General features: G+C 33.2%; 1 rRNA gene. It reads right to left on the reverse strand.

Going from position 1 to position 582, the window contains the following annotated elements:
- Positions 1 to 337: 337 nt before the first annotated feature.
- Positions 338 to 455 (reverse strand): 5S ribosomal RNA (gene rrf / locus AACQ14_RS23635).
- Positions 456 to 582: the final 127 nt, after the last annotated feature.

Genomic DNA, 582 nt, shown 5'->3' on the forward strand with positions numbered 1-582 from the left:
TGCTTTGGTTTTTCTTGTTTTCACAGTTTTCCATATGCGACATATGGTTACTATTTATTTCAAGGATATTGATTATTTGATGTCTAGTTATTTCTTCTTCTATTCTTATTAATGACTACGTCATTAATAGTCTAATCAGATTAATAACTTACAATGTGTAGTTTTCAATGTTCATGGCTTGTGTTAAGCGCTAGGATATATTATCATAGTCACCAGCGTTGTGTCAAGCACTTTTTTTTATTTTTTTTACCTTTGATTTCCTACAACTGATAACTAAATTCTTTAATCATCTTAAAGAATTTTGATAGTGTCATATGAAGTTAAAGTAAAACTGGTAATCTGGCAGCCACCTACTCTTCCAGGTCGTCTCCAACCAAGTACCATCGGCCGTTAATGGCTTAACCATCGTGTTCGGTATGAGAACGGGTGTTTCCCAAAAACGCATCGCCACCAGAAATTTTCTGTATTCTTTTGTTTCCTTGAATACTCAACAGTGAAACAACTAATTATCTTAGTATTTTACCTAAGTCCTTAGTGCTTTTTATAAGATTAGCCTCAGCTAGTTTTTAATCTTCGGTTAAA

This window comes from Vallitalea maricola (assembly GCF_036985595.1).
Classification (GTDB): domain Bacteria; phylum Bacillota; class Clostridia; order Lachnospirales; family Vallitaleaceae; genus Vallitalea; species Vallitalea maricola.